At 73.3% G+C, this 25,265-nt stretch carries 25 protein-coding genes; 12 read left to right on the top strand and 13 right to left on the bottom strand.

The features are described 5' to 3' along the window. Both ACFZDC_RS28740 and ACFZDC_RS28735 read left to right on the top strand, forming a co-directional pair. On the top strand, nucleotides 1–573 hold the full coding sequence (locus ACFZDC_RS28740) for a cupin domain-containing protein (protein WP_391328467.1): 573 nt from the start codon (nucleotides 1–3) through the stop codon (nucleotides 571–573). A gap of 43 nt (nucleotides 574–616) precedes the next feature. Further along, nucleotides 617–1,174 carry a YbaK/EbsC family protein gene (locus ACFZDC_RS28735; RefSeq protein ID WP_391328465.1) on the top strand — a complete coding sequence of 186 codons (558 nt, stop codon included), beginning with the start codon at nucleotides 617–619 and terminating at the stop codon, nucleotides 1,172–1,174. A gap of 2 nt (nucleotides 1,175–1,176) precedes the next feature. Here the strand turns inward: ACFZDC_RS28735 and ACFZDC_RS28730 are convergent, their stop codons facing one another. Beyond that, nucleotides 1,177–2,247: a cation diffusion facilitator family transporter gene (locus tag ACFZDC_RS28730; RefSeq protein ID WP_391328463.1), complete on the bottom strand. Its 1,071-nt coding sequence runs from the start codon at nucleotides 2,245–2,247 to the stop codon at nucleotides 1,177–1,179. Between the two features lie 69 nt (nucleotides 2,248–2,316). Between ACFZDC_RS28730 and ACFZDC_RS28725 the strand changes: the two genes are divergently transcribed. After that, the gene (locus tag ACFZDC_RS28725; RefSeq protein ID WP_391328461.1) at nucleotides 2,317–2,682 is read left to right on the top strand and encodes a metalloregulator ArsR/SmtB family transcription factor; all 366 of its coding nucleotides are present in this window, start codon (nucleotides 2,317–2,319) and stop codon (nucleotides 2,680–2,682) included. Nucleotides 2,683–2,867: 185 nt separating this feature from the next. Here ACFZDC_RS28725 and ACFZDC_RS28720 read toward each other — a convergent pair whose 3' ends face one another. The 3 genes from ACFZDC_RS28720 to ACFZDC_RS28710 all read right to left on the bottom strand — a co-directional run bounded on the left by ACFZDC_RS28720 (nucleotide 2,868) and on the right by ACFZDC_RS28710 (nucleotide 6,415). After that, complete coding sequence (locus tag ACFZDC_RS28720; RefSeq protein ID WP_391328459.1) at nucleotides 2,868–4,091, bottom strand: 4-hydroxybenzoate 3-monooxygenase; 1,224 nt, start codon at nucleotides 4,089–4,091, stop codon at nucleotides 2,868–2,870. 75 nt (nucleotides 4,092–4,166) lie between these two features. After that, nucleotides 4,167–5,804, bottom strand: a complete 1,638-nt coding sequence (locus ACFZDC_RS28715) for an amino acid permease (RefSeq protein ID WP_391328458.1) — start codon at nucleotides 5,802–5,804, stop codon at nucleotides 4,167–4,169. Between the two features lie 203 nt (nucleotides 5,805–6,007). Continuing rightward, complete coding sequence (locus ACFZDC_RS28710; RefSeq protein ID WP_391328455.1) at nucleotides 6,008–6,415, bottom strand: CoA-binding protein; 408 nt, start codon at nucleotides 6,413–6,415, stop codon at nucleotides 6,008–6,010. Nucleotides 6,416–6,559: 144 nt separating this feature from the next. Here ACFZDC_RS28710 and ACFZDC_RS28705 point away from each other — a divergent pair, with 144 nt between their 5' ends. From ACFZDC_RS28705 to ACFZDC_RS28685, 5 genes are all read left to right on the top strand, one after another. Further along, nucleotides 6,560–7,393 carry a hypothetical protein gene (locus ACFZDC_RS28705; protein WP_391328453.1) on the top strand — a complete coding sequence of 278 codons (834 nt, stop codon included), beginning with the start codon at nucleotides 6,560–6,562 and terminating at the stop codon, nucleotides 7,391–7,393. Beyond that, nucleotides 7,390–7,944 carry a histidine phosphatase family protein gene (locus ACFZDC_RS28700; protein WP_391328451.1) on the top strand — a complete coding sequence of 185 codons (555 nt, stop codon included), beginning with the start codon at nucleotides 7,390–7,392 and terminating at the stop codon, nucleotides 7,942–7,944. The genes ACFZDC_RS28705 and ACFZDC_RS28700 overlap by 4 nt, the downstream gene beginning before the upstream one ends. A gap of 48 nt (nucleotides 7,945–7,992) precedes the next feature. Then, nucleotides 7,993–8,619 (top strand): YigZ family protein, encoded by a 627-nt coding sequence (locus tag ACFZDC_RS28695; RefSeq protein WP_391328450.1) that lies wholly within the window; start codon nucleotides 7,993–7,995, stop codon nucleotides 8,617–8,619. A 130-nt stretch (nucleotides 8,620–8,749) separates the two neighbouring features. Next, nucleotides 8,750–9,913, top strand: a complete 1,164-nt coding sequence (locus ACFZDC_RS28690) for an exonuclease SbcCD subunit D C-terminal domain-containing protein (RefSeq protein ID WP_391328448.1) — start codon at nucleotides 8,750–8,752, stop codon at nucleotides 9,911–9,913. Next, entirely contained in the window at nucleotides 9,910–12,900 is a 2,991-nt protein-coding gene (locus ACFZDC_RS28685) for an AAA family ATPase (RefSeq protein WP_391328446.1), read from the top strand. Before ACFZDC_RS28690 ends, ACFZDC_RS28685 begins: the two co-directional genes overlap by 4 nt. Nucleotides 12,901–12,905: 5 nt before the next feature. On the opposite strand, the gene ACFZDC_RS28680 is transcribed toward ACFZDC_RS28685, so the two are convergent. Beyond that, nucleotides 12,906–13,352 carry an Lrp/AsnC family transcriptional regulator gene (locus ACFZDC_RS28680; protein WP_020938649.1) on the bottom strand — a complete coding sequence of 149 codons (447 nt, stop codon included), beginning with the start codon at nucleotides 13,350–13,352 and terminating at the stop codon, nucleotides 12,906–12,908. A gap of 94 nt (nucleotides 13,353–13,446) precedes the next feature. Between ACFZDC_RS28680 and ACFZDC_RS28675 the strand changes: the two genes are divergently transcribed. Further along, the gene (locus ACFZDC_RS28675; protein WP_391328443.1) at nucleotides 13,447–13,923 is read left to right on the top strand and encodes a rhodanese-like domain-containing protein; all 477 of its coding nucleotides are present in this window, start codon (nucleotides 13,447–13,449) and stop codon (nucleotides 13,921–13,923) included. A 24-nt stretch (nucleotides 13,924–13,947) separates the two neighbouring features. Beyond that, nucleotides 13,948–14,463: an Imm21 family immunity protein gene (locus ACFZDC_RS28670; protein WP_391328441.1), complete on the top strand. Its 516-nt coding sequence runs from the start codon at nucleotides 13,948–13,950 to the stop codon at nucleotides 14,461–14,463. Nucleotides 14,464–14,481: 18 nt separating this feature from the next. On the opposite strand, the gene ACFZDC_RS28665 is transcribed toward ACFZDC_RS28670, so the two are convergent. From ACFZDC_RS28665 to ACFZDC_RS28650, 4 genes are all read right to left on the bottom strand, one after another. Next, nucleotides 14,482–15,711, bottom strand: a complete 1,230-nt coding sequence (locus tag ACFZDC_RS28665) for a cytochrome P450 (RefSeq protein ID WP_391328439.1) — start codon at nucleotides 15,709–15,711, stop codon at nucleotides 14,482–14,484. Nucleotides 15,712–15,745: 34 nt separating this feature from the next. Continuing rightward, nucleotides 15,746–17,137: an FAD-dependent oxidoreductase gene (locus tag ACFZDC_RS28660; RefSeq protein ID WP_391328437.1), complete on the bottom strand. Its 1,392-nt coding sequence runs from the start codon at nucleotides 17,135–17,137 to the stop codon at nucleotides 15,746–15,748. Continuing rightward, nucleotides 17,127–17,369, bottom strand: coding sequence for a 4Fe-4S domain-containing protein (locus ACFZDC_RS28655; protein ID WP_391328435.1), 243 nt, complete (start codon nucleotides 17,367–17,369; stop codon nucleotides 17,127–17,129). The genes ACFZDC_RS28660 and ACFZDC_RS28655 overlap by 11 nt, the downstream gene beginning before the upstream one ends. A gap of 178 nt (nucleotides 17,370–17,547) precedes the next feature. After that, complete coding sequence (locus tag ACFZDC_RS28650; protein ID WP_391328433.1) at nucleotides 17,548–18,225, bottom strand: hypothetical protein; 678 nt, start codon at nucleotides 18,223–18,225, stop codon at nucleotides 17,548–17,550. A 161-nt stretch (nucleotides 18,226–18,386) separates the two neighbouring features. Between ACFZDC_RS28650 and ACFZDC_RS28645 the strand changes: the two genes are divergently transcribed. Next, nucleotides 18,387–19,229: an SDR family oxidoreductase gene (locus ACFZDC_RS28645; protein ID WP_391328431.1), complete on the top strand. Its 843-nt coding sequence runs from the start codon at nucleotides 18,387–18,389 to the stop codon at nucleotides 19,227–19,229. A gap of 9 nt (nucleotides 19,230–19,238) precedes the next feature. Here the strand turns inward: ACFZDC_RS28645 and ACFZDC_RS28640 are convergent, their stop codons facing one another. After that, the gene (locus tag ACFZDC_RS28640) at nucleotides 19,239–20,930 is read right to left on the bottom strand and encodes a DUF885 family protein (RefSeq protein ID WP_391328429.1); all 1,692 of its coding nucleotides are present in this window, start codon (nucleotides 20,928–20,930) and stop codon (nucleotides 19,239–19,241) included. Nucleotides 20,931–20,982: 52 nt separating this feature from the next. Further along, a complete protein-coding gene (locus tag ACFZDC_RS28635; RefSeq protein ID WP_391328427.1) occupies nucleotides 20,983–21,465 on the bottom strand; it encodes an AsnC family transcriptional regulator in 483 nt (160 codons plus the stop codon). Nucleotides 21,466–21,525: 60 nt separating this feature from the next. Between ACFZDC_RS28635 and ACFZDC_RS28630 the strand changes: the two genes are divergently transcribed. Beyond that, complete coding sequence (locus ACFZDC_RS28630) at nucleotides 21,526–22,725, top strand: PLP-dependent transferase (RefSeq protein ID WP_391328425.1); 1,200 nt, start codon at nucleotides 21,526–21,528, stop codon at nucleotides 22,723–22,725. A 58-nt stretch (nucleotides 22,726–22,783) separates the two neighbouring features. Here the strand turns inward: ACFZDC_RS28630 and ACFZDC_RS28625 are convergent, their stop codons facing one another. Together ACFZDC_RS28625 and ACFZDC_RS28620 are read right to left on the bottom strand one after the other, a co-directional pair. Next, nucleotides 22,784–24,232 carry a GNAT family N-acetyltransferase gene (locus ACFZDC_RS28625; RefSeq protein WP_391328423.1) on the bottom strand — a complete coding sequence of 483 codons (1,449 nt, stop codon included), beginning with the start codon at nucleotides 24,230–24,232 and terminating at the stop codon, nucleotides 22,784–22,786. Between the two features lie 426 nt (nucleotides 24,233–24,658). Then, on the bottom strand, nucleotides 24,659–24,847 hold the full coding sequence (locus tag ACFZDC_RS28620; RefSeq protein WP_391328421.1) for a hypothetical protein: 189 nt from the start codon (nucleotides 24,845–24,847) through the stop codon (nucleotides 24,659–24,661). Nucleotides 24,848–25,265 lie beyond the last annotated feature (418 nt).

Below are 25,265 nucleotides of genomic sequence, written 5' to 3'. Positions count from 1 at the left end.
GTGTCGGACCTCGACCTCCTGACCCAGTCCCTGGCGCGCAACGTCAAGCACTGGCGCGCGGTGCGCGGCTTCACCCTGGACGTGCTCGCCGTCCGGGCCGGTGTCAGCCGCGGCATGCTCATCCAGATCGAGCAGGCCCGCACCAACCCGAGCATCGGCACCGTCGTCAAGATCGGCGACGCGCTGGGCGTCAGCGTGACCACCCTCCTCGACTACGAGCGGGGTCCCAAGGTCCGCGTCGTCCCCGCCGAGCGGGCCGTACGGCTGTGGCACACCGAGGCCGGCAGCTACAACCGGCTCCTCGCCGGCACCGAGGCCCCGGGGCCGCTGGAGATGTGGGACTGGCGGCTGATGCCGGGCGACCGCAGCCCCTCCGAACCGCACCCCGGCGGCACGGTCGAGCTGGTCCATGTCACCGCGGGCGAGCTGACGCTCACCGTGGACGGCGAGGAGTACCGTGTCCCGGCGGGAGCGAGCGCCTCCTTCGAGGCCAACATCCCGCACGTCTACGCCAATACCGGCGACGTCCCGATGGAGATGGTGATGGCGGTCTCGGTGCCGCCCGTGCAATGAGACGCCGGTTCGGCCGCCGGGCGGCCCTTGTTAGCGTGCGGCCATGCGCGCACCCATCGGAGACTTCGACACCGCCACCCCGGCCCCCGACTGCCTGGACGAGCTGACCGCCCCGGTCGCCGACGCCGTACGCCACTGGCGGGGCAGCGTGCCCGCCGACCGGATCGTCTACGTCGACACCGACCCGCGCTGGGCCGACACGGCCGTCTTCGTGGAGCACTACGGCCGCGAACTGCTGGAGCGGTCGGCGAACTGTGTGGTGGTCGCGGGCAAGCGGGGCGGCGAGACCACCCTCGCGGCGTGCGTGGTGCTCTCCACCACCCGGGTCGATGTCAACGGCGTGGTGCGCCGCCAACTCGGGGCGCGCAAGGCCTCGTTCGCCTCGATGGACACGGCGACCGGCGAGAGCGGCATGGAGTACGGCGGTATCACCCCGGTCGGACTGCCCGCCGACTGGCCGCTGCTGGTGGACGCGGCCGTGGCCGACCTGCCCTACGTCCTGGTCGGCAGCGGGCGCCGGCGCGGCAAGCTGCTGGTGCCGGGCAAGGCGCTCGCGGAGCTGCCCGGCGCGGTGGTGCTCGAAGGGCTCGGGGTCGCCTGAGATCAGGCCGTCAGGTGATGGGCCAGCACCAGATGCGGGTCCGTCGCGCCCGGCACGGGTGCCGGATCGGCGTGCACCAGGGCGGCCGTGAGCCTCGGAACGGCGTGCAGCAGGGCGTGTTCGGCCTCGACGGCGATCGCGTGCGCCTGGCGGACCGTCGCCTCGCCGTCCACCACGACGGCCAGCTCGGCCCGCAGCCGGTGCCCGATCCACCTCAGCCGCAGCTCGCCCACCTCGCGCACGCCCGGCACCGCACGCACCACCCGCTCGGCCCGGTCCACCAGCGCCGGGTCGACGGCGTCCATCACCCGCCGGAACACCTCCCGCGCCGCGTCCCGCAGCACCAGCGCGATCGCGGCGGTGATCGCCAGCCCCACGACCGGGTCGGCGAGCCGCCACCCCAGGGCCGCGCCTCCGGCGCCCAGCAGGACGGCGAGTGAGGTGAAGCCGTCCGTCCGGGCGTGCATGCCGTCGGCGACCAGTGCGGCCGAGCCGATCTCCCGGCCGACCCGGATCTGGTACCGGGCCACCCCCTCGTTGCCCAGGAAGCCGACCAGCGCGGCCACCGCGACCGCCGGCACGTGCTCGACCGGGCGCGGGTCCAGCAGCCGCCCGACGGCCGCCCAGGCCGCGAACGCGGCGGAGGCCGCGATGGTCAGCACGATCGCGAGGGCCGCGAGGTCCTCGGCGCGCCCGTAGCCGTAGGTGAACCGCCGGGTCGCCGCCCGTCGGCCCAGCACGAAGGCGATGCCCAGCGGTACGGCCGTCAGCGCGTCCGCCGCGTTGTGCACGGTGTCCCCGAGCAGCGCCACCGATCCGGAGACCACGACCACTATCGCCTGGGCGAGCGCGGTCGCCCCGAGCACGGCCAGGGACACCCACAGCACGCGCATGCCACGCGCCGAGGACTCCAGGGCGGGGTCGAGCTTGTCGGCACTCTCGTGCGAGTGCGGGGTGAGGAGGTGGGCGAGGCGGTGGCGCAGCCCGGGGGAGGTGTGGGCATGGCCGTGGGGTTCCCGGCCGTGCCGGTGCGTCTGCTCGTCGCCGGGGTGGTGCGTGTGCCGGTCGCTCACGTGGATCCCCTTCCGGTGTCCGGTGTCCGGGAATGGACGCGGCGGCGCCCACGGAGCCATTATGTGCGTATGAGCGCACGCATGCACCTATCACCTGCGCATCATGAGCAGCCGCGCGCACCGGGCGACGCGCAGTTCGCGGTCGCCGCCGATCTCCTCGCCCTGCTCGGCGACCGCACCCGCCTCACCCTGCTGCACGCTCTGACCACGGGTGAGGCCGACGTCACCACCCTCACCGAGGCGTGTGGCGCCGCCCGTCCCGCCGTCAGCCAGCACCTGGCCCGGTTGCGCCTCGCGGGTCTGGTGAAGACCCGCAAGGAGGGCCGCCGCGTGGTCTACTCGCTGCGCGACGGCCATCTGCGCCGCCTGGTCGACGAGGCGCTGAAGGTGGCCGACCACCGCCTCGCCGAGCGTGGCACCGAAGCAGAGAGCTGAGCCGCTCCAGCAGCGCCGGCACCTCGTCCGCACCGCTGGTCACCGCCCCGGGTTCTTCGTGACCTCCGGCCGGACCCCCTGCGCCAGGTCCCTCGCGGTCGTCCTGCTCGCCCTCGCGGGCACCGCCCCCTGCCTCACCCGCCCGGGTCCCGAGGCCGTCACCGTCCGAGGCGCGCGGCGCGGGCTCAGAACGCCGCGGCCGCGCCCAGGTACTGCTCGGCGAAGGCCGCCGCCGACGCGGGCGAGGTGAACAGGCGGCGCAGCCGGGCCAGCGTGGTGCCCGCCCGGAACGGATCGCCCGAGGCGACGCCGTGGTAGACGTCCGACAGCCACTGCGAGAACTCCTGGTAGTCCCACACCCGCCGCAGGGACGCGTCGGAGTAGCCGTCCAGGCCGCTGTCGTCGCCCCGGGTGACGTACGCGACGAGCGCGTCACCGAGCAGGAAGGCGTCGTGCAGGGCGAGGTTCATGCCCTTCGCCGCGATCGGCGCCGTGAGATGGCCCGCGTCGCCGGCCAGCAACAGCCGCCCGTGGACGAGGGGCTCGACGACGTAGTGGTGCATGTCCAGCACCCGCTTCTCGATCAGCCGGCCCTCCATGAGCGGCGGCGCGCCGGCCGCGCCGAGCCGGGTCCGCAGCTCGGCCCAGACCCGCTCGTGCGGCCAGTTCTCCGGGTCGTCGCCGGGCGGGCACTGCAGGTAGTAGCGGGTGACCTCGGGGCTGCGGGCCATGTGCCCGGCGAAACCGTGCGGATGGACGCCGAACAGCACACAGTCGGAGGAGGGCGGGGCCTCGGACAGCAGGGCCAGCCAGCCGATGCCGTCGGCCTGCCGGGCGATCCGCGCCCGTCCCGGCGGTATCGCGTCCCGCGTCACCCCGCGCGCCCCGTCGCAGCCCGCGACGAAGTCGCAGCGCAGCACCCGCCGTTCGCCCGTCTCGGGACAGAGGTACGACACCGCGGGCCGGTCCGAGTCCAGGTCGTGCAGCCGCACGTCGCGCACACCGCAACGGATGTCACCGCCGCGTACGTCGGCGTACTCCCGCACCAGGTCCGTGACCAGCAGGGGCTGGGGATACACATAGTGGTGCCGGCCCGACAGCTCGCCGTAGGAGAACCGGTACCGCTCGCCGCCGAAGCGGAACTCGCAGGCGTCGTGCACCTGGGCCCGCTCCAGCAGGTTGCCCGCCAGGCCGCGCTGCCCGAGGGCACGCACCGCCCATTCCTCGATGACGCCGGCTCTCGGCCGGGTCTCGATGAACTGCCTGCTCTCGGTCTCCAGGACCACACAGTCGACGGAAGCCGCCCGCAGGATGTTGCCGACGGTGAGACCGGCGGGTCCGGCGCCCACGACGACGACCCTACGGCGTTCCTCGGGCGCGGAGCCGGGGCGGGGGGAAGGGGAGATCACCCCCGCATTATGACGGTGTCCCGTCAGCCGCGGCGGAGTTGCCGTGGCTGACGGGACACCGGGAGGAGTGCGGGGTCAGTGCGCCGGAGCGTCGGTGACCACGACCTCCTCGATGCTGCGCTCGATCGCCTCGGGCTTCGACGCGGTGGCCTTGGCCCAGTAGTAGATGCCGAGCGAGAACACCGCCACGACCAGGATGTCCCAGTACAGCGGGATGGTGCCGTCGCCGCCGAAGGTGCTCAGGTACGAGATCACGCCGAGGCCGATCAGGTATCCGGGCAGCCACTGCGCGGCCTTGAAGTCCAGCCGGGGCGCGTCGGGCAGGTTCTTGCGGATCGCGTACCAGGCGTAGGAGCCGAGCAGCACGTAGCCGAGCAGGATCGCGAAGCCGAGCCGCCACAGGGTGTCCCAGCCGGACCAGAAGATGATCAGGTTGGCGACCACGAACGACAGCGGCGAGATGACCTTGCCGAAGGGCAGCCGGTACGGGCGCTCGTGGTGCGGCAGCCGGTCGGCGAAGACGCCGTACGCCAGCGGCGCGCCCGCGTACATCAGGACGCTCGCCGAGGTGATGAAGCTGACCAGCTCCTGCCAGCTCGGGAACGGCAGGAAGCAGATCACACCGGTCACGAACGAGACGATGAGACCGAACCACGGCACACCGCGCGAGTCCGTCTTGGCGAACACCTTGGGCGCGTAGCCGTTCTTGGCCAGGCCGTAGGAGATGCGGGAGGTGGCGGTGGTGTAGATCAGGCCGGTGCCGCCGGGGGAGATGATCGCGTCGGCGTACAGGACGAGGCCGAGCCAGCCGAGGCCCACCAGCGTGGCCAGACCCGCCCAGGGACCGCTGATGCCGGGGAAGTCGAGCTTCGCCCAGCCGTGCGCGAAGGAGCTGTGCGGCAGCGCGACGATGAACACGACCTGGAGCAGGATGTAGATCACCGAGCCGATCGCGACCGAGCCGAGGGTCGCGCGCGGCAGGTCCCGCTTCGGGTTGCGGCTCTCACCGGCCAGCTGGATCGCCTGCTCGAAGCCGAGCAGCGCGAAGATGATGCCGCTGGAGCTGATGGCGGCGAGAATGCCCTTGGCGCCGAACGGCGCGAAGCCCTCGGAGGTGAAGTTGCCCGGGTGGAAGTTGCCGATGGCGATCACGAAGATCGCCGCGAGCGGGACGGCGATCTTCCACCAGGTGGCGGCGCTGTTGGTGTGCGCGAGGACACGGACGCCGAGGAAGTTGACCGCCACGAAGACGGCCATGAGGACGACCGCGACGATGATGCCGCTGGCGGTGAGCGTGCCGTTGGCGCGCTGCAGCCCGTCGGCCCACTGCCAGTGCTTGGCATAGCCGATCATGGCCTCGACCTCGATCGGCGCGACGGTGGCCGCCTGGAGCCAGGAGAACCAGCCGAACGACATGCCGGCCAGGCCGCCGAAGGCGTAGTGCGGGTAGCGGGCCGTGCCACCGGCCACCGGGAACATGCCACCGAGTTCGGCGTGCACCAGCGCCAGCAGCACGATGGCCACCGCGCCGATCACCCACGAGATGATCGCCGCGGGTCCGGCCACCACGACCGCCTTCTCGGCGCCGAACAGCCAGCCGGAGCCGATGATGGAGCCCACGGAGGCCCACATCAGTCCGATCAGGCCGACGTCACGGCGCAGGCCGCCCTGGCCCTTCGTGGTTATCGGCGCTGCATGGTCGACTTTCACCATGTCAAGTGGCCTCTCAGATCGTAAACGCAGGATTAACGAGCAAGGACGCCACAGGCTAGGAAAGCTTTCCGCACCGACAAAAGACTGTTTCCCAAATCTTGACCCAAGAACTTGTGTGACTTGCGCACAGTCTCCGCACAGGTCAGACGGTAGGCCAGAATGTCAATATTCAGCGGTGAAATGTGAGAAGAACGAGAGACAGGCTAGCCGAGACGGGGAATTTCGATCGCTGGGCACCGGTCCATGACCATGTCCAGTCCCGCCTCCCGGGCCCGTGCGTAGGCGGCCACGTCGACGACGTTCAGCTGGAACCAGACCGCCTTCGCGCCCTTCGTCACGGCCTCGTCGGCCACCGCGCCCGCGAGATCGCTGTTGACGAAGACGTCGACCACGTCCACCTCGAAGGGGATGTCCGCGAGCGAGGCGTACCCTTGCTCGCCGTGCACCGTCTCCGCTTTGGGGTGCACCGGCACGATCCGCTTGCCGAACCGCTGCAGCACCTGGGCCACCCCGTACGCGGCCCGGCGCCGGTTCGAGGACAGGCCGACCACGGCCCAGGTGTCACCCCGTTCGGTCAGGATCCTGCGGATCGTCGCTTCGTCGCCGTACACGGCCGCCTCCTCGGGCTGCGCGGGAATCTGTCGTCCCGGCAACAGTGTCCGCCAGGTGCTGATTCCCCCGCGGTGGGCCGCCACGGTGACCGGAATCGGCGCAAGGTGCCTGCGTACGGCCGCCGGCACGCCTACGCTCGGGCCGTGCTGCGCATCCTCGACGCCCGAACCGGTGAGCCCGTCGCCGCCGCGCCCGCCCGCCGCGGCCTGACCCGAATCGAGGCCCATGCCGCGGACCTCGACCTGACGGCGCTGCGGGTGCTCCTCACCGCCGACGTCCTGGTCCGTGCCCTGGAACTCGGCGGCACCCCGGTCTGGACGATGCTCACCGCCCCCCGCCGGCACGCCGAGCTCCGTACGGCCGCGACGACCCTGGCCATCCGCCCCTTCGAGGACGGCCGCGACCTCGCGTCGGGCCTGGGGGAGGCGCAGGTGATCCATGTGGTGGGAGAAGACACGGAGGAGCCGCCCGGGGAGGGCCCCCTGCTGACCGTCGCACCGGCGACGGTCGGCAGGGGGCCGGGGGCGGCGGGGCACGGCGAGCCGGGCGCGGCGTCGGACGCCGCACGCGGCGGCGAGCCCGTCACACCCCCCTCGCCGGACGGCGCACCGCCTGTCGACCTCCCGGCCCTCCTGTCCGACCCCACCGCCCTGCGCCTGTCCCTGCTCTCCGTCCCACGGAACACGCCGGTACGCCTTGACCCCGGAGGGCTGGACGAGGCCGCGCGGACCCTCGCCCGCTGGCGGCGCGCCGTCGCCGGGTGGGCGCGGCAGCCGTCGCGTCCGGTACCCGAGGAGGTGCGGGTGCGGTTGCGGGCCGCGTGGGAGGACGATCTCGACCTGCCCGGGGTGCTGGGCGTCCTGCGGGACGTGGAGAGCGCGCCGGGGCTGCCCGACGGGGCCCGGTTCGAGACGTACGTGTACGCGGACCGCCTGCTCGCCCTGGACCTCGCCCGTGACCTCGGGAGCCTCGCGTGATCGAGCGGGCGGGCGCGGGCCCACTGCGCCGGCTGGTCGTGCTGCGGCACGCCAAGTCCGCCTGGCCCGAGGGTGTCGAGGACCACCGGCGTCCGCTCGCGCCGCGCGGCCTGCGGGACGCCCCGGCCGCCGGGCGTGTGCTCGCCGAGGCCGACGTCCTGCCCGACCTCGTCCTGTGCTCCACCGCCGTACGCGCCCGCCGGACCTGGGAGCTGGTCTCCGCGCAGTGGGGCACGCCACCTCCCGTGCGTTTCGACCGGAGGCTGTACGCGGCCGCCGTACCGGGCCTGCTCGAGGCCGTGCACGAGGTGCCGCGGGAAGTGGAGACGCTGCTGCTGGTCGGGCACAACCCGGGGCTGGAGGAACTGGTCCTGGAGCTGGCCGGGGACGGTCTGGACGACACGCTCGCGCAGGTGCGCGTGAAGTTCCCGACCTCCGCGGTCGCCGTGCTGGTCTGGCGCGGCACCGGCTGGCCGGCCCTCGCCCCCGGCACCGCCCTGCTGACGTCGGTCGCCGTGCCACGCGGGAAGAAGAAAGGGGGGGAGTCGTGACGCGCACCGCGATCAAGGGTGACCCCGGCGCTCGCATAGGCTGACGGGATGCAGGACGAGTACCGCACAGTCGCCCGCGCGGGCGTGCACGAGATCGAGATCAACCGCTCCCGTTTCCTGTGCGCCCTCGCCCCGGCGGCCACCGAGCAGGAGGCCCAGGAGTTCGTCGCGGCCGTCCGCAAGGAGCACGCCGACGCCACGCACAACTGCTGGGCGTACGTCATCGGCGCCGACGCGTCCGTCCAGAAGGCCAGCGACGACGGAGAACCGGGTGGCACCGCCGGCGTGCCCATGCTCCAGATGCTGCTGCGCCGCGAGATGCGGTACGTCGTCGCCGTCGTCACCCGCTACTACGGAGGCGTCAAGCTCGGCGCCGGCGGCCTCATCCGGGCCTACGGCGGAGCGGTCGGCGAGGCCCTGGACGCCGTGGGCACCCTCACCCGGCGCCGCTTCCGACTGGCCACGGTGACCGTCGACCACCAGCGCGCGGGCAAGGTCGAGAACGACCTGAGGTCCACCGGACGCGAGGTCCGGGACGTCCGCTACGGCGAGGCCGTCACGATCGAGATCGGGCTGCCGGACGCCGACGTGGACGCCTTCCGCGCCTGGCTCGCCGATGTGACGGCGGGCACGGCCGGGTTCGAACTGGGCGGAGAGGCCTACGGAGACGCGTGAGGTTCGCTTCACTTGAAGGGTGACGTTAACCCTGAATCGGGCATAACGGTCAGTTGTGGGACGGGTCATGACGGTCTGATACGGGAGTAACCGCCCGTGATGTCGGACCCGGCCGTTAGTCTCGGGGATCATGAGACTCCTGCACACGTCCGACTGGCATCTCGGCCGGGCCTTCCACCGGGTGAACATGCTCGGGGCCCAGGCCGGGTTCATCGGTCACCTCGTCACCACTGTGCGCGAGCACGCGGTCGACGCGGTGGTCGTGTCCGGGGACGTGTACGACCGGGCGGTGCCCCCGCTCGCCGCGGTCGAGCTGTTCGACGACGCCCTGCACCGCCTGGCAGACCTCGGCGTGCCCACGGTCATGATCTCCGGCAACCACGACTCGGCCCGCCGGCTCGGCGTCGGCGCCGGACTCATCGACCGCGCGGGCATCCATCTGCGCACCGAGCCGTCCGCCGCCGGCGTCCCGGTCGTGCTGCGGGACGCCCACGGCGACGTCGCCTTCTACGGGCTGCCCTACCTCGAACCGGCATTGGTCAAGGACGAGTTCGCGGTGGAGAAGGCCGGCCACGAGGCCGTGCTCGCCGCCGCCATGGACCGCATCCGCGCCGACCTCGCCACGCGCGCGCCGGGCACCCGTTCCGTCGTCCTCGCCCACGCCTTCGTCACCGGCGGCCGGCCCAGCGACAGCGAGCGGGACATCACCGTCGGCGGAGTCGCCGCCGTACCGGCCGGGGTCTTCGACGGCGTCGACTACGTGGCACTCGGGCATCTGCACGGCTGCCAGACCCTCACCGAGCGCGTGCGCTACTCGGGCTCCCCGCTCGCCTACTCCTTCTCCGAGGCCGACCACCGCAAGAGCATGTGGCTCGTCGACCTGGCCGCCGACGGCTCGGTCACCGCCGAGCGCGTCGACTGCCCGGTGCCGCGCCCGCTGGCCCGTATCCACGGCACCCTGGACGGACTGCTCGCGGACCCCGGGCTGGCCCGCCACGAGGACGCCTGGGTCGAGGCCACCCTCACCGACCCGGTTCGTCCGGCCGACCCCATGGCCCGCCTCACCGAGCGCTTCCCGCACACGCTCAGCCTGGTCTTCGCCCCGCAACGGGCACCGGACGACCGCGAGGCGTCCTACGCCCGGCGGCTCGCGGGCCGCGGCGACCAGCAGATCGCCCAGGACTTCGTGGCCCATGTGCGCGGCGCCGGACCCGACGCGCAGGAGGCGGCCGTGCTGCGGGAGGCCTTCGACGCCGTGCGCGCCGGCGACGCCGTGCGGGAGGTCGCACGGTGAGGCTGCACCGGCTCGACATCACCGCCTTCGGCCCCTTCGGCGCCTCCCGGACCGTCGACTTCGACGCGCTGTCCGCCGCCGGCCTCTTCCTGCTGCACGGCCCCACCGGCGCGGGCAAGACCTCCGTCCTGGACGCCGTCTGCTACGCGCTCTACGGCTCCGTGCCCGGCGCCCGGCAGAGCGGCCAGGGCATGAACCTGCGCAGCGACCACGCCGAAGCCGGCACCCGCACCGAGGTCCGCCTCGAACTCACCGTGGCGGGGCGCCGGTTGGAGATAACCCGGCAGCCGCCCTGGGAGCGCCGCAAGCTGCGCGGCAAGGGCACGACGGTCGACAAGGCCCAGACCTGGCTGCGCGAGTACGACGCCCAGGCCCGCGCCTGGAAGGACCTCAGCCGTTCCCACCAGGAGATCGGCGAGGAGATCACCCAGCTGCTCGGCATGAGCCGTGAGCAGTTCTGCCAGGTCGTCCTGCTGCCCCAGGGCGACTTCGCCCGCTTCCTGCGCGCCGACGCCGAAGCCCGCGGCCGCCTCCTGGGCCGCCTCTTCGACACCCAGCGCTTCGCCGACGTGGAGAAGCGGCTCGCCGAACGCCGGCGCGCCGCCGAGGCCCGGGTACGGGAAGCCGACGCCATGCTCCTCGCCGACGCGCACCGCATGCAGCAGGAGGCGGGCGACGCCATGGAGCTGCCCGAGCTGAGCCCCGGCGAGCCCGGCCTGGCCGAGGTCGTCCTCGGTGCCGCCGCCGTGGCCCGCAGCACCGCGCGGGAGCGTCTCACCGTCGCCCACTGCCGCCTCACCGCCGCCGAGTCCGGCCACGCCGCGGCCCGGCGAGCCCTGGAGGAGATACGCGAACTCGCCCGGCTGCAGAGCCGGTTCGCCGAGGCGCGGCGGCGGGCGGAGCTTGTGCAGGAGCGGGCCGGCGCCCACCGCGAGGCGCAGGAGCGCATGGAGCGCGCCCGCAAGGCGGAGGCGGTGGCGCCCGCGCTGGAGCTGCGGGAGGCCGCCGAGGCCGAGCACCACGGGGCCTGCGAGACCGAGACACGGGCACGCGAAGCGCTCCCCGACTCCTACGCCGACGCGGGCCCCGCGGGCCTCGCGGCCGCCGCCCGCCGCGCCACCGAGGAGCTGGGCGGCCTGGAGTCGGCCCGGCGCGCGGAACAGCGGCTCACCGAACTGGCCGAGGAATGGGCCGGGTCGGACCGGCAGGAGCGCGCCGACGAGGAGGTCCTGCGCGAGGCCGACGCCTGGCTCGCCGACTGGGACGCCATGCGCGCGGCCCTGCAGTCCCGCATCGACTCCGCCCAGGAGGCGGCCACCCGCGCCGAACAGCTCGCCGTCCAGCGCGAACCCGCACGGCGACGCCTCAACGCGGCACGCACCCGGGACGAGCTGGCCGCGGATCTGCAGGAGGCACAGCGCCGGGCCCTCGCCTCCGGACAACGCGCCCTGGACACCCGCGCCCACTGGCTCGACCTCAAGGAACAGCGCCTGAACGGCATCGCCGCCGAGCTGGCCGCGCACCTCACCGACGGCGAGCCGTGTGCCGTCTGCGGAGCCACCGAACACCCCGCACCGGCCCGCAAGGTCGCCGGGCACGTCGACCGCGAGGCCGAGGAGCGCGCCCTCGCCGCCCACCAGCGGGCCGGCGAGCAGCACACCGAGGACGAGCGGCGCCTCGGCGTCGTACGCGAGGCCCTGGCCGCGGCCACCGCCGAGGCCGGCGACACCCCCACCGCCCGGCTCGCCACCGAGGCGGACGAGCTGGAACAGGAGTACGCGCGCGCCCGCCGGGCCGCCGCGGCCCTGCACGCCGCCCACGAGGGGCTGCGGCGCGCCGAGCACGAGCGCGAGCGGCGCCTGACCGACCGCCAGCGGGCCGCCGTACGGACCGCCTCCCGGCTCACCCGGCGCGAGGCCCTCGAGCGCGAACAAACGGCGCTGGAGGAGGAGTTGACGCAGGCGCGCGGAGCCGCGGCCAGCGTGGCCGCCCGCGCCGCGCAGCTGGAGCGGCTGGCGGGGCTGCTCACCGCCGCCGCCGACGCCGCGCGCGCCGCCGGGGACGCCGCCCAGCGCCTCAAGGACGCCGACGCCCGCCTCGCCGACGCCGCCTACCGCGCCGGATTCGACACCCCGCAGGCCGCGGCCGCCGCCCTCCTGGACGACGCGGCCCACCGCGAACTGCAACACCGGCTGGACGCCTGGCAGTCGGAGGAGGCGGCCGTGCGCGCCGTGCTGGCCGAGGCCGACACCGCGGCCGCCGCCGAGCAGCCGCCCGCCGACCTCGCCGCGGCGGAGCGGACGGCGGCCGAGGCGGAACGGCGGCTGCGCGCCGCCGCTTCCGCACGCGACGCGGCGGCCCGCTGCAGCACCGAGCTGGACCGCCTCTCCGCCCGCGCCACCGAGGGCGTGCGCCGGCTCGCCCCGCTGCGCGAGGAGTACGACCGGGTGGCCCGCCTGGCCGCCCTCACGGCGGGCACCTCCGCCGACAACGAACGCAGGATGCGCCTGGAGTCCTACGTGCTGGCGGCACGGCTGGAACAGGTCGCCGCCGCCGCGACCGTACGGCTGCAGCGCATGTCGTCCGGCCGCTACACCCTCGTCCACTCCGACGACCGCACCGGACGCGGCCGCAGCGGGCTCGGGCTGCACGTCGTGGACGCCTGGACCGGCCGCGAGCGGGACACGGCCACCCTGTCCGGCGGCGAGACCTTCTTCGCCTCCCTCGCCCTCGCCCTCGGCCTCGCCGACGTCGTCACCGACGAGGCCGGAGGCGTCCGCCTCGACACCCTCTTCATCGACGAGGGCTTCGGCAGCCTCGACGACCAGACCCTGGACGAGGTTCTCGACGTCCTCGACTCCCTGCGCGAACGCGACCGCAGCGTCGGCATCGTCAGCCACGTCCCCGACCTGCGCCGCCGCATCCACGCCCAGCTGGAGGTCGTCAAGGGCAGATCGGGGTCCACGCTGCGGCAGCGGGGCGTGTGACGAGATCAGCGGCCGAGCGGACGCCGGGGCAGGGGCGAGGAGTACACCACGCTCGTCGTCACCGAACCCAGCGCACCGATCCTCCCCGAGACCTCCTCCAGATGGGACATGGAGCGCGCGGCGACCTTGATGACGAAACAGTCGTCGCCCGTCACATGGTGCGCCTCCAGGATCTCGGGCGTCGCGGCCACCAGGTCGTGGAACGGCTTGTAGTTGCCGTTCGGGTACCTCAGCCGCACGAACGCCATGATCGCCAGGCCGAGCCGCTCGGGATCGACGACCGCCGCGTACCCCTGGATCACGCCCGCCTCCTCCAGCCGCCGGACCCGTTCGGTGACGGCGCTCGGCGACATGGAGACCTCACGCGCCAGCTCGGCGTAGCTGGCCCGTCCGTCGCGCTGGAGGACGTCGAGAATGCGCCAGTCGGTGGCGTCCGGGGAATACGCGGTCATCCGGGAGGGATAGCAGGGCAATCCCCGGCACGGCAAGGGCAACCCCGTGGATCCCCACTTCAGGGAGCCGGTCACGGGCCATAGATTCTCAGGCATGATCACTGAGACCTCCGTGAACCCCGTCCTGCGCACGGCCCCCGCCGCCCCCGCCGAGGCCGCCGCCTACTTCCGGGCGATCCTCGCCCTGCACGCCGACGTCTCCGACGTGGCCGCCGCGCTCGCGGCCGGCGGTGACCCCGGCTTCGTCGTGGTCGACTCCCGCTCCACCGAGTCCTGGGACCAGGGGCACGTCCCGGGCGCCGTCCACCTGCCGACCGCGCTCATCCCCGAGCAGGCCGAGCAGCTCCTCGACAGGTCCGTGCCCGTGGTGACGTACTGCTGGGGACCCGGCTGCAACGGGGCCACCAGCGCCGCCCTCGCCCTGGCCGAACTCGGCTACCGGGTCAAGGAGATGCTCGGCGGCTTCGAGTACTGGGCGCGTGAGGGCTTCGCGTACGAGACCCGGCAGGGTCCCGCACGCCGGGACGCCGACCCGCTGACGGCCCCGGCGGCAGGCGAGTGCGGCTGCTGAGACCCACCCGTGTAGGTTCTGCCCATGGCTCGATACGCGGATCCAGGCGCTCTGGAGTGGGTGGAGTCGGGCGGCGGCCCGCTGATAGCCGTACCGGAGACGGTGCTGCCGTTCTGGGCGGGCGCCGACAGCGAGGAACTCGCCACGGACTACGACCGCGCGTGCGAGGTCGACGGCTACGTCGGCCTGCTCCCGGTCGGCGACAGCGCGGCCCTCGTCCTCGGCGACGAACCCGCCTCCACCTCCTACTTGCCCGACCACGGCACCTTTGTGCGCTGGTCCGCCGCGAACTCCGAGAACGAGCTGCTGACCCAGATCCCCGCCGCGCTCGACGCGGCCGTGTGGGGGGACGAGATCCGCTGGAACGTGCCCGGCCCGGTGGTGCTGTTCGACTCGGCCTGGCCGGGCGGTGCGGCTCAGGGCGAGGAGCACCTGCGGGTCCCGCTCGAACCGGGTCCGTACGCCGTGCGCGCTGCCTACGCCCAGCCGGGACCGGAGACCTGGGTCGGCCTGGTCCGGCTCAGCCGGCTCGCGCACTGACCCGGCCGCCGCCGGCCGTCAACGCAGGTCGTCGAAGGCGATGTTCAGATGGCTCGGGCCACGGAGCACGGCGTTCTGCCGGTAGGGCGGCGGATCCTCGACGAGACGGGGGTTGTCCAGCCGGCGGGCCAGTTCGGACAGCGCGATCTGCGCCTCGAGACGGGCCAGCGGAGCGCCGAAGCAGGTGTGGATGCCGCTGCCGAAGCCGAGGTGCTGGATGTCCTCGCGGTCCGGGTCGAAGCGATCGGGCTCCTTGAACCGCTCCGGGTCACGGTTGCCCGCCGCGAGCACGAGCCAGATCCGTGAGCCCTTCGGGATGGTCACCCCGCGCACCTCGATGTCCGCGATGCAGGTGCGCTGCGGCACGAGCTGCACCGGCGGCTCGTAGCGCAGGAGCTCTTCGACGATCTTCACGGACAGGCCCGGATCGTCGCGCAGCCGCTGGAGGTACTTCGGGTGGCGCAGCAGGGTGAGCATGCCGTTGGCGATCAGGTTGACGGTCGTCTCGTGGCCGGCGATGAGCAGCAGCACCGCGGTGCTGAGCACTTCCATCGTGGTCATGGCACCGTCGGGGCCGTGACTGTTCACCAGGTCGGACAGCATGTCGTCGCGCGGTTCCCTGGCGCGCTGCTCCACCAGCCCGTTCAGGTACATGCCGAGCTGCAGCCGTGCCTCCTGCGCGGTGCGCTCGGATTCGGCGCTCGTGCGGGTGTCGGGGTCCAGGCCGGCGACGATCGGGTCGACCCAGGCACGGAAGCGGGGCTCGTCCTCGCGCGGCACGCCGAGCAGCCGGCAGATCACGGTCACCGGGAAGGGGTACGCGAACTGGTCGACCAGGTCGATCTGCCGCGCGTCCCCGAACCCGTCGATCAAGTCGGCGACGATCCGAGCGAGTTCGCCCCGCATGGAGTCGATGCGGGTGGGCTGGTGCGGGGGACCGAAGGAGCTGTTGGCGATCCGCCGCAGCCGGTCGTGCTCCGGTGGGTCGAGCCGGATGAAGCTCGGCGGCAGCCCCGTGGCCTCCGGCCCCGACAGCTCGTCGTCGCCCGAGGCGACCAGGTTGGTGAAGTCGGAGCTGATCCGGGGGTCGTGGAGCAGGCTCTCGATGTCCCAGTACGAGCTGATGACGTAGGGGCCACCCTCCTCCTCGTGCAGCACCGGTTTCTTGCGGAGCTCTTCGTACAGCGGATACGGGTTGGCACGGTTGGCGAAGTCGGTGATCTGGCGCAACAGCGAGGCGTGCGTCATGGCAGGTCCTTGGAGCGTCGGCGCCGGGCGGCGGTCAGTGGCGGGCGGGGTGGAAGACCAACTGCTGGTCGGCAGGCGAGTAGCCGCTCAGGGTGACGGTGGGGCCGTGGGTCGGCAGGGACGGGTCGGGGAAGTCGGCCGAGACCGGCTGCCGGCCCTCGGGACGCCGGTCCACCGTCGGGAACTCCACCGGGAACGGAGCGCCCCGCTCGATCTGCCGCTGGTAGAACTCCAGCCACCGGGTGTTGTCGAAGCTGACGGCGGCGATCATCCGGCCCTGGTAGCCGTAGACGCCGACGAACCTGCGCTCCGCCAGGGAACCCTGCGTGATCATGATCTGGTCGGCCATGGGCGGCACACCGACGGACTTGACGTTCACCCGGAACTGCGAGGACCAGAAGGCGGGCATCCACAGGTGCGGACGCCGGTCGGCGCCCCGGCAGATCATGTTGTGCGCGGCCGTCTCCGCCTGGGTGACGGCGTTGCCCCAGTGTTCGAGCGAGAGGAACTGGTAGCCGAACAGCGCGTGCGGGGACCGTGCCACGTCGCCCGCGACGAAGACGTCGTCGGTGACGATGCCCCGGAAGTCGAAGGCCCGGCAGCCCGCGTCGCAGGCGATGCCCCGGGGGCCCGCGCCCAGTCCCGACCCGGTCAGCCACTCGGTGTTGCGCTGCGAACCGAGCGAGACGACCACCACGTCCGCCTCGACGGTGCTCTCGTCGGACAGATGGACGGCCCGCACCCGGCCGGCCGAGTCGCCCTCCAGCGCCGTCACCGTGACATGGGTGCGCAGGTCCACGCCGTTGTCGAGCTGCAGGCCGGCGGCGACCGCGCCGATGACTCCACCGAGGGCGCCCACCAGCGGCGCGCCGGCGCGCTCCGCGACGGTGACGGCGATGCCCATCTCCCGGCAGCCGGAGGCGATCTCGGAGCCGGTGAACCCGGCGCCGATGACGAACACCCGGCGCGCCCCGGCCTTCAGCCGCTGGTACAGCCCGGTCGCGTCGTCGCGCGTGCGCAGTACGCAGACGCCGTCCAGGCGGGCCTCCTCCTCCTTCGGCCAGGGCCGGGCCCGGACGCCGGTCGCGATGAGCAGCCGGTCGTACTCCACCTCGTCCCCGTCGGCCAGCCGTACCCGCTTGGCCGTCAGGTCGAGTCCGGTCGCGGGGACGCCGAGCCGCCACTTCGCGTCGATCTCCCGGCGGTGGGGCAGCTCGGTGTGGCGCGGTGACGCCTTGCCCAGCAGGACGGCCTTGGACAGCGGCGGCCGGTCGTACGGCTCGTAGGGCTCGTCACCGATCAGGGTGAGCTCACCGGTGAAGCCCTCGGCGCGCAGGGTCTCGGCGGCCCGCAGGCCGGCCAGTGAGGCGCCCACGATCACGATCCGGCCCTCGCGCCTGAGCCAGTCCACGTAGTCAGTGGCCATCGGACACCTCCCGGCCGGACGTGGCGCTCGCACCCGGGGCGTCCAGACCGTCGGTCGTGATCGCCTGCACCGGGCAGGCGGCGACGGCGCGCGCCAGCCGCTCGCGCTGCTCCTCGTCCGCCCGCGGGTTGTAGACCAGCGACTCCTCACCGTGCATGGCGAAGACGTCGGGCGCGAGGAACGCGCACTGCGCGTACCCCTGACACTTGTTGAGATCGACGACGAGCCTCATCGACGCTCCGCCCTTCCGGTGGCCAGGTCCGGTGCGCACCACCGCGTCTCGCGCGGGCATCGCCGGACGGCGGTCATGTCCCGCTCGCCAGCATGGGAGCCGCACTGGGGGCCTCGCCCGCTGGAGTGAGCCGTTCGAGTGAACGGCCGCGGGATGCGGCGATGCCACCCCCGCCAGGTCACGCGGAGGGAGCGCCACGGGACCCTGCGCGACCGCTCGCCACCAGGATGTAGACGCTGATCACCAGCGACCAGGCGGGGAAGACCAGTTCCGCCCAGGGGACGTTCGAGGAGAGGAAGAGCAGGATCAGGGCGGTCAGGAAGCCCAGCGCCGAGAGCCGGCGCGGCAGGACGCCGAGACGGTGTCCGATCACCGACAGGGAACAGACGAAGACGGCCGCCATCCGCATCGCGTACCCCGTCATCAGCGTGTACGCGAAATGACGGCCGAAGTCCCAGGCGGTCAGCCCGGGCGCGGTACCGGAAGGGTGCGCGACAGCCAGCACGGCTCCGGCCGCCGCGGCGGCGCCGAACATCGTGGCGGTGAAGACCAGCCCGCTGCCCAGCAGGACGGTGGCGAGGAACTTGTCCTCAGCGGCCCCGACGTGGGCCCGTACGGCCCCCAAGAACCACAGGAAGAAGATGCCGGCGAACGGCACGAGCGCCAGGGCCGTGCGCACCGCGTCGCGCCGCCCGGAGTCCGTGAACCCCTGGGGGGCGACCGCGTCGGCGCCTTCGGGAATCCCCAGCCGGATCAGCACGATCGCCGCCGCGAGCAGCAGCGCGAACACGACTCCGGCCAACCCGGCGGCCCGCGGGGTCTGCAGCGCCTGCCGCCCCGGCCCCTTTGCCTGCATGCCCGGTCCGCCTCTCCGCGTCGGCCCCGGACACCAGCAAGCCGCCTGCGGACCACCCGCGCCACCGGGAGGCGGCCGTACGGCCGAGCGGTGCCGACACCCGTCCCTGCCGTTCTTATTCGCTCGCGCGCCGCCCGGCACCCTCCGTACCGTGATCGTCCATGCCCACTCCTGGCCACCCCACGCCCGACGACCTGCGCCGCGACCCCCTGCCGCTGCGTGGCCGTACGGCCCTGGTCACCGGGGCCGGCAGGCGAGCCGGGATCGGGCACGCGGTGGCCCGGCGGCTGGCCGCGTACGGAGCGAGTGTCCATCTGCATCACCATGTGCCGCACGACGCCGCGATGCCCTGGGGCGCCGACAGCCCCGAGGCCGTCGCCGACTCGGTGCGCGAGGTGCTCGGCGACCCCGGGGCGCGGGTCACCTCCGGACCCGGTGATCTGTCCGTTGCGGCGGCACCGGCCCGGCTGGTCGAGGGCGTCGTACGGGAGTTCGGCCGGCTCGACATCCTCGTGGCCAACCACGCGCTGAGCGGGTCCGACGGCACCCTGGACGAGATCGACGCCGCGATGCTGGACGCCCACTGGGCGGTGGACACCCGCTCGGTCCTGCTGCTCGTCCAGGCGTACGCCCGCTCGCGCGCCCGGCTCCCGAAGGGCACGCCCGGCGGGCGCGTCGTGATGATGACCTCCGGACAGGACATTGCGGGCGGGATGCCCGGCGAGATCGCCTACGCCCTGCAAAAGGGCGCCCTCGCCTCGATCACCCGCTCCCTGTCAACCACCCTCGCCGAGCACGGCATCACCGTGAACACCGTCAACCCCGGTCCCGTGGACACCGGTTACGCCACCGGCGAGGCCCACGCGGCGGTTGCCGCCCGGTTCCCCGCCGGACGCTGGGGCCTGCCCGACGACCCGGCCCGGCTCATCGCGTGGCTGGCCACGGACGAGGCGGACCGGGTCACCGGTGAGGTCGTCAACTCCGAGGGCGGCTTCCGGCGTTGAGGCGGGACGTCAGAGCCGGGACAGCTCGTCCACCAGGTCGTCCAGGCCCAGCGAACCCTGGGACAGGGCCGCCATGTGCCAGGCCTTCAGGTCGAAGGCGTCGCCGTGCCGCTTGCGGGCGTTCTCGCGGCCCAGCAGCCACGCCCGCTCGCCCAGCTTGTAGCCGATCGCCTGGCCCGGAATCGTCAGGTACCGGGTCAGCTCGCTCTCCACGAAGTCCGCGGGCCGGCTGCTGTGCGCGCCGAAGAACTCCTGCGCCAGCTCCGGCGTCCAGCGCTCACCGGGACGGAACGGCGAGTCCGCCGGGATCTCCAGCTCCAGGTGCATGCCGATGTCGACGATCACCCGGGCCGCCCGCATCATCTGCGCGTCCAGGTAGCCGAGCCGCTCCTCCGGGTCCGTGAGGTAGCCCAGCTCGTCCATCAGACGCTCCGCGTACAGCGCCCAGCCCTCGGCGTTGGCGCTGACCCCGCCGACCGTGGCCTGGTAGCGGGAGAGGTCCTCGGCCACGTGCGCCCACTGCGCGAGCTGCAGATGATGTCCGGGCACCCCCTCGTGGTACCAGGTCGACACCAGGTCGTAGACCGGGAACCGGGTCTGCCCCATGGTCGGCAGCCAGGTCCGGCCGGGACGTGAGAAGTCCTCCGACGGGGCCGTGTAGTACGGGGCGGCGGCACCGCCGGGCGGGGCGATCCGGGACTCCACCTTCCGCACCCGCTCGGCCAGTTCGAAGTGGGTGCCGTCCAGATCCTCGATGGCCCGGTCCATCAGGCCCTGCAGCCACTCCCGGACCTCGTCGACCCCCTCGATGTGCCGGCCGTGCTCGTCCAGATGCGCGAGCGCCACCCACGGCGTCGCGGCGCCGGGCAGGATCTTCTCCGCCTCCTGCTTCATCTCGCCGAGGATGCGGTGGAACTCCGACCAGCCGTACGCGTACGCCTCGTCCAGGTCCAGGTCGGTGCCGTTGAAGTAGCGGGCCCAGCGCGCGTACCGCTCACGGCCCACCGTGTTCGGGGCGCCCTCGACGGCCGGCGCGTACACGTCCCGCATCCAGTCGCGCAGCTCCACCACGGCGGCGGTCGCCGTACGGGCCGCCTTGTCCAGCTCGGCGCGCAGCGCGTCCGGGCCGGCGGCCGCGAAGTCCTCGTACCAGCCGCGGCCGTCGCCGTCGGTGTCCGACCACTCGGTGAGCTGCTCGATGAAGGTCGCGGTCGGCCGCGGCGCCGCGTACAGCTTGCGTTCCAGACCGACCTCCAGGGACTGGCGGTAGCCCGCGAGCGCGGCCGGCACCGCGCGCAGCCGCTCGGCGATCGCCGTCCAGTCCTCCTCGGTCTGCGCCGGAGTCACCGTGAAGATGTCCCGCACCGAGTGGCCGGGCGTGCTCATGTTGCCGACCGCGCGCAGGTGCTCGTCGGCCTCGTGCACGGCCAGCTCGGCGGTCAACCGCTCCCGCAGCAGCCGGGCACAGCGACGCTCGACGTCCCTGTCCGCGCCGGGCTGCCGCTCGGCCTCGTCGAGCCGGACGAGGGTGGCCCGCGCCAGCTCCGCGAGGGCCTCCTGGCCCTGTGGGGAGTAGTCGGGCAGCCTGCTCGAACTCTCCTTCACGCCGAGGTAGGTACCGGTGACGGGGTCGAGGGCGATGAGGTCGTCCACGTACGCGTCGGCGACCTGGCGGGGCAGCTGGCTCTGGATCTCAGACATGCCGTCCATCCTCGTACGGGGAGTACGCCTGCGTCACCCACGCCTCCCTGATTCAGCTCTGGGCGTGCGGAGGCAGCAGCGGCCCGCAGTCCCACTGCTGGAAGATCAACCGGGTCTCCACCCGGGCCACTTCCCGATGCGCGGTGAACTCGTCCAGCACCAGCCGCTGCAGATCGGTCATGTCCGCCACGGCCACATGCACCAGGTAGTCGTCCGGTCCGGTCAGATGGAACACGGTCCGCGACTCCGGCAGCGCGCGGATCCGTTCCACGAAGGGGCCAACCAGCTCCCTTCGATGCGGCCGGACCTGCACCGACAGCAAGGCTTCCAGACCGCGCCCCAGCTTCGCCGGATCCAGCCGCAGCTGGTGGCCGAGGATCACGCCCGAGCGGCGCAGCCGGGTCACCCGGTCCAGGCAGGTCGACGGTGCCACGCCCACCTGCGCGGCGAGATCGCGGTAGGTGGTCCGGGCGTCGTTCTGCAACAGGCGCAGCAGATGGAGGTCCACCGGATCCAGTACGACAGATTCGGCCATAGGCCGAACGTAGCACGGTGTTCGATGTCAGAGAACCGTTCACTGTTCACTCTTCCGCCCATGGACACAGCGAGCACGGGTGCCTACGACGCCGTACGCCCCGCATCGAGAGCACTGGCCACCGAGGCCGTGCACGCCGGCCGTGACGATCTCGCCCGCCAGGGCCTGCACGCCCCGCCCATCGACCTGTCCACCACCTACCCCTCCTACGACAGCCGCGTCGAGGCCGGCCGCATCGACGCCTTCGCCGCCGACGGCGCCGACCCGGCCGGCCCGCCGATCTACGGCCGCCTCGGCAATCCGACCGTCGCCCGCTTCGAGACCGCCCTGGCCCGGCTGGAGGGCACCGAGTCCGCCGTCGCCTTCGCCAGCGGGATGGCGGCGCTCAGCGCGGTCCTCCTGGCCCGCTCGGCCATGGGCCTGCGCCACGTCGTCGCGGTGCGGCCCCTGTACGGCTGCAGCGATCATCTGCTGACCGCCGGGCTCCTCGGTACGGAGGTGACCTGGACGGACCCGGCCGGCATCGCCGACGCGCTGCGCCCCGACACCGGCCTGGTGATGGTCGAGTCGCCGGCCAATCCCACCCTCGCCGAGGTCGACCTGCGGGCCGTCGCCCACGCCTGCGGCTCGGTCCCGCTGCTCGCCGACAACACCTTCGCCACGCCCGTCCTGCAACGCCCCGCCGAACAGGGCGCACGACTGGTGCTGCACAGCGCCACCAAGTACCTCGGCGGTCACGGCGACGTCCTGGCCGGTGTGGTCGCCTGCGACGAGGAGTTCGCCGGACGACTTCGGCAGATACGTTTCGCCACTGGTGGCGTCCTGCATCCGCTGGCCGGCTATCTGCTGCTCAGGGGCCTGTCCACGCTGCCGGTGCGGGTCCGGGCCGCCTCCGCGAGCGCCGCGGAACTGGCCCACCGGCTCGCCGCCGACCCGCGCGTGGCCCGTGTCCGCTATCCGCGCCTGGGCGGCGCGATGGTCGCCTTCGAGGTGCACGGCGACCCGCACGAGGTGATCTCCCGGGTCCGGTTGATCACCCCGGCGGTGAGTCTGGGCAGCGTGGACACCCTCATCCAGCACCCCGCGTCCATCAGCCACCGCATCGTGGACGCCGACGACCGGCGCGGGGCCGGGGTGAGCGACCGGCTGCTGCGGATGTCGGTGGGCCTGGAGGACGTCGACGACCTGTGGGCGGACCTGGACCACGCCCTGGGGGAGCGGACCCGGACGCCGGTACCGCTGCAGGAAACCGTGCGCTGACGGGGTTGCGCACGACGACGGCCCGGCGGGAAACCGCCGGGCCGTCCGCCGAGCCGGTTCAGTCGCGGCGCGCCGCACCGCCGAGCCGCTGCTCACTCACGTCGTACGGTGGCCGTGCGGCGGCCGGGGCGGCGTCCAGGCGGGCCGTGATGACGAGCGTGCCCTCCTCGATCTGGTAGTCCAGGGGCAGCCCGAGGCCGCGCATCGCGGCCACCATCCCGGTGTTGGAGGCCTGCGTCACGGCGTACACGCTCTCGCAGCCCGCCTCCACCGCCATCGTCACCAGGCGGCCGAGCAGTTCGGCGCCGATCCCGCGCCGCTGCCAGTCGTCCTCGATCAGCAGGGCGACCTCGGTCTCGTCGCCGTCCCACAGCAGATGCCCGAGGCCGACGATGCGCCCCGAGGGGGTCTGCGCGGCCAGTGTCCGTCCGAAGCGGGGGCTGAGCAGGTGCTTCAGATAGCGGTCGGCGTCGCCCACGGGCCCGTGGTACCGCATGCCGAGGGTGCGCTTCGAGCACCGCTCGTGCATGGCCCTCGCCTCCGCCAGGTCGCCGGTGTCCACCCGGCGCACGGCGATGTCGTTCCCCTCGGGCAGCGTCAGCACGTCGTGGCCGCGCGGAATCCGCGGTCCGAGCCGGCTGTCCAGCTCCACGAGGGCCCGGGCCCGCGCGAACTCGGTCGGCGTGAACGGCAGGTACGGCCGCTCCACGGTGAGCACGCCGCCCTCCGGCGCCCGCAGCCGCATGACGGTGTCCTCGAGGACCCCCTCGACCGGCACGGGCTCCGGCCCACGGCCCCCGCCGACCGGCCTCGCGGGCAGCGAGCGGATCGTGCACCGGCCCAGCAACTGCCGCAGCGCCAGCGGCAGCTCCGCCGTGTCCAGCGCGGTGCGCGCCGCGAGACCGAGGACCCGGGTGGGGGCGTCCACCAGATCGTGGGCGTCGGCCCGCTCGATCCAGGTGGACGCGCCTCCGGCCAGCGAGACCGCCCGGGTGATCTCGGCCGCCGCCAGCGCCCGCGGCGCCCGCAGGAGGAACTCGTCGACCGTGCCGTCGGCCAGCGGGTGCGTCTGCAGGCTGAGGATGTCGACCCGCCGCCCGGCCAGCGCCATGCACAGCGCGGCCAGCGAACCCGGCTCGTCCCTCACCGTCGTCCGCATCCGCCACAGCGTGCTCGCCGCGTCCACCTCCTGATCGGAGGGGTCCGTTTCCGGCGAGGGCCCGGACGACCGCGGCTCGGCGGCCGGCCGGGCACCGGTATGCTCGGCCGGCGGTGCGTGCCCGTGCCGCCGGGCCCACCAGGTGTGGAAGCCTGCCGTCGCGGCCAGCACGATCGCCGAGATCACCAGCAGCGCCGGACCGTCGGGCCCATGCCCGATCAGGTTCGCCACTCCGTCGGCCGCCGCAACGGCCGTGAACAGGGCGGCGAGTTCGACGAGGTCCCGCCGCCAGTGGTGCACGGGCCGTCCGTGCTTGGCCCGGTTCACTTGAGAGATGTCTGGAGTCATGCAACCACTGTGAAGGAACGGTGTTGCGTGATCACGAACGCTTTGTGACCGATGGGTAAAGTATGCTTCCGCCCTTTTTGTCGCGATCTCTACCGTTGAGGTATACGCCGTAGGACGGGGGAGTCGGGCGGCCACCTCCTCGGCCGGCGCGTCCCGTAGCCGTCGCGCCTGGGTGGCCGGGCGGGAGGAGCCGCCGCGGGCGGCCGTCGCCGCCAGGTGCGGCACCTCCCCGCCTGCCCGGACCGCTCGGCGCACTCCGCCGCCACGGCCATCAGCTCCCCGAGGCCCCGCGCCGCCACCGCCGCCTCCGGCCGGGCGGCCGCGAGGGCGGCCGGCGGAACGGGCAGGGCGTGCCGGAGCACCTGCCCTGTCGTCGCGTTGGCTCCCGTGGCCGTCGCCGTCCGGGCGCGGCCGGCCGTTTCGGCTTCACCGCGCCGCGCCCCACCGGCTCGCCCGGATCCGAGTCCGGCCGCGCGGCATCCAGCTCTCCCCGGGCGGCGAGGACCAGCAGGGCGTCCACTGGGCGAGCAGGTGCCGCACCACACCGTCCAGTGCCCGCTCGAAGGCGGCCACGTCGCCCTTGGCGGCCGGCAGCGTGCCCACCTCTTCGGCCACTTGCCGCTGTCAGCGGCATGGGCGCCGGCCGTACCGGCTGTGGGGCGGCCCGCAGCGCCTCCTCGTACACCTCTTCGGAGCCGGTCGCCGCGACGCCCAGCGTGGCGACGGCCAGCGCACAGCGCCGGGGTCAACCGCTCGGCTGCGCAGGCACGTTCTTCACACACCTCGCCGGAGCCGATCTTCTCCACGTGACGCTCGACGAGCCTGAGCGCCCGCTCCTGCACCTGCGATGTCCTCGTGCCCGAACGCCTGAGCCACGACCGGGAGCAGCTGCAAGGCCGTGCCGGACCCGCGGGAGAGCGCCTTGCCGGGCAGCACGAGCTGGGCCCGCACCAGTTTCTTCTCGTCCCGGAACAGAAGCCCCTCGGAGGCCTCAGCCGGAGGCGACCACTGACAATCATCCTGACCTGCGAAA

Origin of the sequence: Streptomyces sp. NPDC007905, from assembly GCF_042959345.1 — a bacterium.
Taxonomy (GTDB): Bacteria; Actinomycetota; Actinomycetes; order Streptomycetales; family Streptomycetaceae; genus Streptomyces.
This window is presented reverse-complemented; position numbering and strand designations above follow the sequence as displayed.